Annotated in this window: 11 protein-coding genes; all 11 read left to right on the top strand. The window is 49.8% G+C overall.

Features of this window, described 5'->3' with window-relative positions:
• Positions 1 to 240, top strand: a 240-nt coding sequence (locus AC6F7T_RS03085; protein ID WP_500716508.1) for a nucleotidyltransferase domain-containing protein, incomplete at its 5' end; no start/stop codon positions are given.
• Positions 237 to 683 (top strand): type VII toxin-antitoxin system HepT family RNase toxin, encoded by a 447-nt coding sequence (hepT, locus tag AC6F7T_RS03080; protein ID WP_500716507.1) that lies wholly within the window; start codon positions 237 to 239, stop codon positions 681 to 683. The genes AC6F7T_RS03085 and hepT, both read left to right, overlap by 4 nt.
• Before the next feature lie 96 nt (positions 684 to 779).
• A complete protein-coding gene (locus AC6F7T_RS03075; protein WP_500716506.1) occupies positions 780 to 1559 on the top strand; it encodes a prepilin peptidase in 780 nt (259 codons plus the stop codon).
• 124 nt (positions 1560 to 1683) lie between these two features.
• Positions 1684 to 1884, top strand: coding sequence for a helix-turn-helix domain-containing protein (locus AC6F7T_RS03070; RefSeq protein WP_500716505.1), 201 nt, complete (start codon positions 1684 to 1686; stop codon positions 1882 to 1884).
• Positions 1885 to 1957: 73 nt separating this feature from the next.
• Complete coding sequence (gene pilM, locus AC6F7T_RS03065) at positions 1958 to 3016, top strand: type IV pilus assembly protein PilM (protein ID WP_500716504.1); 1059 nt, start codon at positions 1958 to 1960, stop codon at positions 3014 to 3016.
• Positions 3013 to 3564, top strand: a complete 552-nt coding sequence (locus AC6F7T_RS03060; RefSeq protein ID WP_500716503.1) for a PilN domain-containing protein — start codon at positions 3013 to 3015, stop codon at positions 3562 to 3564. Before pilM ends, AC6F7T_RS03060 begins: the two co-directional genes overlap by 4 nt.
• A 15-nt stretch (positions 3565 to 3579) precedes the next feature.
• Positions 3580 to 4161, top strand: a complete 582-nt coding sequence (locus tag AC6F7T_RS03055) for a type 4a pilus biogenesis protein PilO (RefSeq protein ID WP_500716502.1) — start codon at positions 3580 to 3582, stop codon at positions 4159 to 4161.
• A gap of 44 nt (positions 4162 to 4205) precedes the next feature.
• Positions 4206 to 4718 (top strand): pilus assembly protein PilP, encoded by a 513-nt coding sequence (locus AC6F7T_RS03050; RefSeq protein WP_500716500.1) that lies wholly within the window; start codon positions 4206 to 4208, stop codon positions 4716 to 4718.
• Positions 4719 to 4773: 55 nt separating this feature from the next.
• Positions 4774 to 6909 (top strand): type IV pilus secretin PilQ, encoded by a 2136-nt coding sequence (locus AC6F7T_RS03045; protein ID WP_500716499.1) that lies wholly within the window; start codon positions 4774 to 4776, stop codon positions 6907 to 6909.
• Positions 6910 to 6979: 70 nt separating this feature from the next.
• Complete coding sequence (gene aroB / locus AC6F7T_RS03040) at positions 6980 to 8065, top strand: 3-dehydroquinate synthase (RefSeq protein ID WP_500716498.1); 1086 nt, start codon at positions 6980 to 6982, stop codon at positions 8063 to 8065.
• Positions 8066 to 8067: 2 nt separating this feature from the next.
• The coding region (locus AC6F7T_RS03035; RefSeq protein WP_500716497.1) for a tetratricopeptide repeat protein at positions 8068 to 8774 on the top strand (707 nt) is incomplete at its 3' end.

The raw sequence follows: 8774 nt of genomic DNA, 5'->3' as shown, positions 1-8774 counted from the left end.
CTCGCGGAAGTCAAGCTCGACTTGATCGGGGTGATTGCCGACGCTCTGGGGACGGATGAATTTGATCTGGTGATACTGAATAGTGCGCCGATCAGTCTGGTGGGACGGATTTTGCGTCACCGTCGGGTTCTGGTGGATAAGAATCCCTACCAGCGGCATCTGTTTGAATCCCTGATGAATCGCAAGTTTTTTGATTTCAAACGCAAGGAAGAGGCTCTCTTGAGGCAAAGGTTTGGATGATGGTCGATGATATTCTGATGATGAAAAAGCTCGCTTCTCTCTTGGACTATCGGCAGCAGTTGCAAGAGTATAGCGCGACGACCGTAAGGCAATACCGTGCCGACTGGAAAGTGCAGCGTATTGTTGAGCGCACATTGCAGATGATGATCGAACTTTGTACGGATATCGCCAGCCATCTGATTGCGGATTTGGGTTTGCGCACACCTCAGACCTATGCAGAAACCTTTCGTATTTTGGGAGAAAACGGTATCCTTTCCCCCGAACAGACTCAGGTTATGGAAAAAATGGCAAAATTCAGAAATATTGTTGTTCATCAATATGAAACGGTTGATGCAGAGATTGTCGTATTGATATTAAATAAGCATCTGGCTGATTTTGATTCTTTCAGTAGCGCTATGAGAGAGCAATTGAGGCAATCTTCATCTGATGCGTGTGAGGAATGATTACGACAAAAAAGCGACAAAAATGGGGGACATTCTATATTGTCCCTCCCCAGTTTTGCGAGTATAGCGAGCGACTAAAAATAGAGGAAAGCTATCGTGCCACCTGAAGTCATTTTTTTTCTTATAATTTCCTTCATTCTCGGCGCTGTCGTCGGCTCTTTCCTCAATGTCTGCATCTATCGGATCCCGGCCGAAAAATCGATTGTTTCGCCGCCGTCTTCCTGCCCGGCCTGTGGTCACCAGATCCGCTGGTTTGAGAATATTCCGATTGTCAGTTACCTGCTGCTGCGTGGCCATTGTTCTGCCTGCCGGATAAAAATTTCACCACGCTATCCGGCAGTGGAGGCGCTGACCGGTGTGCTCTTTGCGCTGACGTTTTATTCTTTCGGTTTCTCGGCAGCCACCATTGTCTATCTGATTTTTGTTGCCGCCCTGGTGGTGATTACCTTTATTGATCTGGATCATCAGATTATTCCCGATGTCATCAGTCTGCCGGGGATTCTGGTCGGGTTTGCCGGCTCTTTTTTTGTCCCGTGGGTGACCTGGTACAGTTCCATTATAGGCATTCTGCTGGGCGGAGGTTCGTTGCTGGCTGTCGCCTGGGGGTACGAAAAACTGACGGGACGTGAGGGGATGGGGGGCGGTGACATCAAGCTGCTGGCCATGTTCGGGGCTTTTCTCGGCTGGCAGGCGGTGTTTCCGGTCATTTTTCTGGCGTCGTTGGCCGGCACCCTGGTTGGCGTGCCGTTCATGCTGGCGCAAAAAGGTGATACCAGGCTGGCGATCCCCTTCGGTCCCTTTCTGGCGTTGGCAGCTATGATTTATCTGTTTTGGGGGCAGATGCTGATTGGCTGGTACCTTGGCCTGCTTGGCTGAGGATTTTTAAATTTTTTTATTGGTTTAGTCTAAAACTTCTTGACAATATCTGTCCCGGACCTATAATTATGCACAATTTGTACATTTGATAAATCAAGTTCAAGGGGGTTAAGGGTTAAATAATATGGTCCGGAATCGCGTCAAGGAAGTTCGTGAATCCTTATTGATCAGCAAGGCCGAACTGGCTCGTAAGGCTGATGTCTCGCCCTTGACGATTACCCGGATTGAACGCGGCAGTCCTTGTCGTATGGAAACCATGCGTAAAATTATTCTGGCGCTGGGATACAAGCTTTCAGATAAAACCAAGGTTTTTCCGAATACGTAGGTTTGATTCAGGTTAATGTTAATTTATGTGGCGCGCCTTTTTTTTGGGGATTCTCTTTTCGACTGGATAAAACATGTTCGCATCGAAAAAAGATATTGTCGGTATTGATATCGGCACAAGTGCAGTAAAGATGGTGCGCCTGCGTGAGGCGCGTGGAACTTTTCATCTCCAGAATATCGGCATTATGCCGCTGGAGCCGGAAACAATCATTGATAACGCCATTATGGACTCTCCGGCGATTGTCAACGCTATTCAGAATATGCTTGCGTCGATGAAGATAAAGACCAAGCTGGTTGCCACTTCGGTTTCCGGCCACTCGGTTATTATCCGCAAAATTAATCTGCCGATGATGACTGAATCTGAGTTGGAAGCATCAATCCAATGGGAAGCTGAGCAATATATTCCCTTCGATGTGTCCGAGGTTAATATCGACTTTCATATCATCGGGGCCGACTCGAAAGATCCTTCCCAGATGGGTGTTATTTTGGTGGCGGCTAAAAAAGATTTCGTTAATGACCACTCTGCGGTGTTTGCCGAAGCCGGAATGACACCAGTGGTGATGGACGTCGACTGCTTTGCTGTGGAGAACATGTTCAATTACAACTATGGTTTCGTCGACGGGGAAGTTGTCGCTCTGATAGACCTTGGTGCCAGTGCTACAAGCGTCAATGTCATGCGTGGCAGCAATTCAGTCTTTACCCGCGATATTCAGACCGGTGGCAATCTGCTCAGTCAGGAGTTGCAAAAGCGTCTTGGTGTGAGCAGTGAAGATGCTGAGCGCATTAAACTGGGTGAACGGAATGTCGGCGACCTAACAGTTGACGCCATTGAGGGTGTTCTTGGTGATGCAACGGAAAATCTGGTTCAAGAGGTGCAGCGCTCCCTCGATTTCTTTTCGGCAGCCTCCGGTGAAGAACGCATCGGCAAGGTCTATCTGACCGGTGGGGTCGCAGCGTCAGAGCGTGTTCAACATATCCTGGCACAACGCCTTGATATCGAAGTGGAACGAATTGACCCCTTCCGCAATATCGCCATCAATGAAAAACAGTTTGATCGAGAATATCTCAATGCCATTGGTCCGATGTTTTCAGTGGCGACCGGGTTGGCAATGAGGAAGGCGGGTGACAAATGATAAGGATCAACCTTCTTCCGATAAGAGCGGCGCAAAAGAAGGAAAAGCTGCGCTCCCAGGTTGTTATCCTGGTGCTGTCTCTGGTGCTGGTAAGCCTGGCTTGCGGTGCTGTCTATGTGCAGCAGCAACAAACCAATGAGAACTTGCAACAAGACATTGCCGATATCAATCGCCGTAATGCCGAGTTGCAAAAACGCATTGGTGAAGTTCGTGATTACGAAAAAAGAAAAGCTGATCTCGAACAAAAACTCGAAGTCCTTGCCAAACTTAAAAGTGACAAGACCGGCCCGGTACGGTTGCTCGACGACCTCAGTAATGCGCTACCTGACGAACTGTGGTTGACCGGTTTTGCCGAACAGAACGGCAGTATTGACCTGGCTGGTATTGCCGACACCGAGCAAACAGTGGCTCTTTTTATGCAGCAACTGGAAAGCTCAGGTCATTACAGTGGCGTCGAATTGACGGTTACCGAACAGACCACGGTCGGTAATCGCAGAATGCAGCGCTTCAGCCTTAAGGGTCGGGCTGTGACCCCTGCGACCAATTAAAACAGGACGGGTGCGATGAATCCAAAAATTGAAAAAGTCCTTGGTCTTCCAGCCTATCAACGGTTTCTGATTCTCTTTGTTCTTGCTGCTGCTATTGTTGCCACCTTTTATTTTATGGTCTATGAGGGGCTTAGAGAAGAACAACAGCGATTGGAACAGCAGCGTGAATCAGCCCAAACCGTTCTCCAACGCAATCAACGTATTGCAAACAACCTTGATGCCTATCGGGCCGATTATAATAACCTTCTGGTGCAACTTGAAGAAGCCCTTGGTGAATTACCCCTCGATAAAGAAATTCCGACCCTGCTGACCAAGATCGCTTCTCTGGCCCAGGAAAAAGGGCTTGATGTTGTGCGTTTTCGTCCTTTGGCTGAAGTACCAAGAGATTTTTACGCTGATGTCCCCGTCGAATTGCGCCTGGCCGGGTCGTACCATCAGGCCGCCCTGTTTTTCGATGCGGTGAGCAAGATGGAGCGGATCGTCAATATCAAGGGCCTGAAATTGGGTGGGGCCAAAGAGGTTGATGGTCGCACCGCGCTGAATATTGACTGCAGTGCCATAACCTTCCGCTTTCTTGGGGACAGGTCGAACAATTAGTTGAAAGGTGGTACGCTCAGATGATTTTTCACAGGTTCCCTGTTATGAGACTTTTCTTGATTGTCACTGTGGCGCTGTTGATGATTCCGTCAACTATGATCATGGCACAAACAAACGGTGAGGTTGAGGTCGCTGCTGAAGGTGTAACGGCAGGGGAGTTTACCTATAATCCCGGGGGGCGACGTGATCCTTTCACCCCCCTGATTCGACGTGACGACCCTCCACCAGCTATACAAACCACCAGACGTCCGGAAGCGTTACGTGGTCCCCTGGAGCGCTATGAGCTCAGACAGCTACGGTTGATTGCCGTCATGGTTGTTCGCGGGAATCCACGGGCGATGGTGGCTGCGCCGGACGGTAAAAGTTACACAGTCAAGGTAGATGATTACATCGGTATCAATGGCGGCAAGGTTAAAGATATTCAGACTCGCGTCATGGGTGTCGATGAGCAGGGTCTCAGGGTAGAAAAAAATCCAGATCGAATTGTGGTTGAGGAGGTCGGTGTTGACAGCCTCAGCGGCAATACAATTAAAGAAGAGCGCTATATCGTATTGTAGTGCGTTGCAGGCGGACTGCAGGTTTTTGCTCCGATGAACTTTTAGGGGAATGAATATGAGAAGAAGCAGTGTGCTCCTCAGTATCATGATGTTGTTATTCAGCCTTGCTGTGGTCATTCCTGTGGCAGCTGAATCCTTGTCGACAGTCAGCGTCTCCGGTCAACAGGTGACCTTGTCTGCGACGGCGGGAGTTGAGCAGGTCCGGTATTTTTCGCTGGATTCGCCTAAACGCCTGGTGGTGGATCTTTATGGTGTTGATCCAGGATCACATGCTGCAGATATTCCCCTTGGTGGCGGTTTCAACTCCTTGCGCACCGGGACCCTGGAAAATAGAACCCGTTTCGTTTTTGACGTGACCGGTAGTCAGTTCCCGACATTTAATGTCGCCACTGGTACCGCAGGAGCTGTTGTCACCTGGCAGCCGGCTGAAGCAACAACCTTCTCGGCGTTAGCTGAACCTGCACCGCAGGGCAGTGCCAAGATTGATGCCATCGACTTTACCAGTATCGATGGCCGTTCACGGTTACAGATGACCATCAGTGGTAAAACGCAAGCTACCAATCCGGTTCGTGATGGCAACCGTGTGCAGTTTTCCTTACCTGACACGACGTTACCACGGGCATTACGCCGTGAATTTGACACCTTTGCCTTCCCCAGTGCCATTCATTCAGCAACCCCCTATCTGGTGAATGTTGGTGGACGTCCTGAAGTGCGCGTTGTTGTTCTGCTTAAAGGTAATGTTACCTATCAGTTGCAACAGGTGGCTGGTGGGTACGAATTTATTGTGAACGATGGTATCTATGCCCAAACCTCAGAGGCTGTTTCCGGCACGACAGCGGTACCGGTTCACGGTGAAATTGATACTGCAAAAGCCCCCTCTTTAGCGCCGGTTGTCACCAGCCCTGTTATGACAACAGCTTCAGGGCTGACTATGCCTTTGTCTGACCAGCGCCAGGTTGCGGGTGTTTATACCGGCGAAAAAACGTCACTGGTGTTTGATAATGCTGAAGTGCGCGATATCCTTCGTCTTATTGCTGAAATCAGTGAACTCAATATTATTGCTTCGGATGAAGTGCGCGGGAATGTCACCCTGCGCTTGATCGATGTGCCCTGGGATCAGGCCCTCGATCTGATTCTGGATGTCACCGGTTTGGGGATGTTGCAGCAGGGGAATGTCGTTCGGGTTATGCCGAAAGAGCGCATCCGTGCGATGCGCGAAGCGGAATTGACCGCTGCGCGTTCAGAAGAACAGCTGGAGCCCCTGGTTACAGAGGTTGTTACCGTGAGTTATGCTGATCTCGGCAGTGTCGCCGGACCAGTTAATAATGTACTGAGTGATCGTGGTACCCTGACTCCTGACAGCCGTAATAAACTGTTGATTATTAGTGATGTTCCGGCCCGGATTGACCGTGCCAAGGAGCTTATTACTATCCTTGATACACCGGAACGTCAGGTGATGATCGAGGCACGGATAGTTCAGGTGAACTCAAACTACTCTCAAGATCTTGGTATTAATTGGGGTTACAGCTATCAAGGCAGAAACTCTTCCCCCAGTGATTATCTGAATACCCGCTTAAATCTTGGCGGTGATTTTCGGGTTGCTACCCCCGCAGTTGGTGCACTTGGTGGGCTAGGTGCAACCCCCGGCATTGGTACTGCTTTCCGTGTCGGTAGTAAGATAATTGATCATGGTGTTCTGGATTTGCAATTGTCTGCGCTTGAATCCGATGGTAAAGGGAAGGTGATTTCAACCCCGCGTGTAACCACGCTGAACGGTGAAAGTGCCACCATCAGTCAAGGTACCACTATTCCCTATCAAACCTCTGGTGCCGATGGCCCAAGAACTGAGTTTGTCAACGCCGAGTTGAAGCTCGAAGTTACGCCGGTAATTAATCCAGATAACTCTATTATCCTTGAAATATTAGCAACAAATGATTCCCCTTCCTTGACTGCAGGGGCAACGGCGCCAAGTATTGATACCAAGAAGGCAGAGACCAAGGTGCTGATACGTGATGGTGAAACAACGGTTATCGGTGGAATCTTTGTCGAGAGCATTCAATCTAGTGATAGTGGCGTCCCTGGCCTGATGCATATTCCCGGTCTTGGTTATCTTTTCAAGTCCAAGAAAAACCAGACAGTCAAGGATGAGCTTCTGATCTTTATTACCCCGCGCATCGTGCGTGACAACTAAAATCTAAGACATTCCAAGCAAGAAAGGGCGGGCACTACCTGCCCTTTTTTGCGTTAGAGGTGGCGTAACTGTGGACGTTTTACAGGTCGCACTAGGTGAGCGTAGTTACCCCATTGATGTTGGCAGCGGATTGCTCACCGGCATTGGGGAACGGCTGCAGGATATTCACTTTCCCCATCAGGTGGCACTGGTATCGAATCCGCTTGTTGCTGATTTGTATGCAGATACCGTCATTTCTTCTTTGCACCAGGCGGGTTACGATCCGCGTCTGGTGCTGGTACCGGACGGTGAGGATTACAAAAATCTGGACACCCTGCAACTGATTTACGATCAACTGATAGATAACCGTTTTGATCGCGGCTGTGGTCTACTGGCGTTAGGTGGTGGGGTGATTGGGGATATGGCCGGCTTTGCGGCGGCGACCTTTTTGCGCGGTATTCCCTTTGTTCAGGTGCCGACGACTCTGCTCTCACAAGTTGACAGTTCCGTCGGGGGCAAAACCGGGGTTAATCATCCCCGCGGCAAAAACCTTATCGGCGCTTTTTATCAGCCACAACTGGTGGTCATAGATGTTGTTACTCTGCAAACCCTTGATCCGCGCGAAGTGTCGGCTGGACTGGCAGAGGTCATCAAATATGGTGTGATCCACGATGCCGATTTCTTTGCCTGGCTGGAAGCGCATCAGCACTTGTTGCGCCAAAGGGATTCAGCTGCGTTAGCCTATGCCATCAAGAAATCTTGTCAAATCAAGGCTGATATTGTAGAAGTTGATGAACGTGAAAGTTCAGTCCGCGCCCATTTAAATTTTGGTCATACTTTTGGTCATGCCATCGAGAACCTCGCCGGTTACGGTCAGTGGAAACATGGTGAGGCGGTTGCTGTCGGTATGGTTGTCGCGGCCACAATAGCTCACGCAAAGGGGTTCTGCTCCAGGGATGATGTTGCGCGACTGGTGCGATTGTTGCGCACTGTCGATTTGCCGGTAGATCCTCCTGATTATCCGTTTGCCGCTTATATTGAAGCGATGCAGCGTGATAAAAAGGTCAAACAGGGGATATTGACCATGGTCCTTAACCAGGGGATCGGCAGCGTTGTGCTGGAACAGATTGATGACATTGCCGGATTGTTTTCAACCATCTTAAGCCTTAAAGGATGACCATGACTGAACATAATCAGCAAAGTGCACTTTTAGGGAAAATTGTCGCCTATACCGAGTTGATGGTGAATGACCCGCGCTCAACCATCTTTGTCTCCCTGGCAGAAACCTACCGCAAGATAGGGCTTTTTAAGGATGCCCGGGAAATTATTGCCAAGGGGATTGATTACCACCCTGATTTCGGACCTGCTTATGTTGTGCTGGCGCGCATTGAATGCCAGCTGGAAAATTTCGCTGCCTCCTGTTCTGCTTTTGAACGTGCTCTGGCCCTTGACCCTGACAGCCTGGCTGCTCTGGTTGGTTACGCGCGAGTCAATTTACTGCTCCAGCGCGAAAATGAAGCGCGCGACTTGTTATTGCATGCCCGCAGCTTGAGCCCGGCCGACCCGGTCATCAACAAAATGCTGCTGGGTTTGTCTCCTCAGCCTGAGGTTGAAAAAGTGCCTGCTCCGGTTGTTGAGAGGATGCCTCTACCGGTAAACAATCTTGCCTCCCTGGCATCAATCACGCTCGCTGACCTTTATCTGGCCCAGGGGCTTACTGAAAAAGCCCTGTCCCTGTATCGTCAGTTGCTCACTCGCAATCCGGATAATCTTGAGTTGCGCAGAAAAATTCGCGAGGCAGAGGAACGCATAGATGAGGAATCTTCATCATTGGCGCAAGAATCAGCATCGTCTTCTCCCATAACGACTGATAATCGAGTCGATCT

It is taken from the genome of Pelovirga sp. (assembly GCF_059864205.1).
Note: the sequence above shows the minus strand (reverse complement) of the source record. Positions and strands in the feature narration are given on the sequence as shown.

Excerpts from the sequence above, each read along its gene's own strand:
- pilM (WP_500716504.1), top strand. The coding sequence starts at position 1,958 with ATGTTCGCATCGAAAAAAGATATTGTCGGTATTGATATCGGCACAAGT.
- AC6F7T_RS03060 (WP_500716503.1), top strand. The coding sequence starts at position 3,013 with ATGATAAGGATCAACCTTCTTCCGATAAGAGCGGCGCAAAAGAAGGAA.
- AC6F7T_RS03070 (WP_500716505.1), top strand. The coding sequence starts at position 1,684 with ATGGTCCGGAATCGCGTCAAGGAAGTTCGTGAATCCTTATTGATCAGC.
- AC6F7T_RS03050 (WP_500716500.1), top strand. The coding sequence starts at position 4,206 with ATGAGACTTTTCTTGATTGTCACTGTGGCGCTGTTGATGATTCCGTCA.
- AC6F7T_RS03045 (WP_500716499.1), top strand. The coding sequence starts at position 4,774 with ATGAGAAGAAGCAGTGTGCTCCTCAGTATCATGATGTTGTTATTCAGC.
- AC6F7T_RS03055 (WP_500716502.1), top strand. The coding sequence starts at position 3,580 with ATGAATCCAAAAATTGAAAAAGTCCTTGGTCTTCCAGCCTATCAACGG.
- hepT (WP_500716507.1), top strand. The coding sequence starts at position 237 with ATGATGGTCGATGATATTCTGATGATGAAAAAGCTCGCTTCTCTCTTG.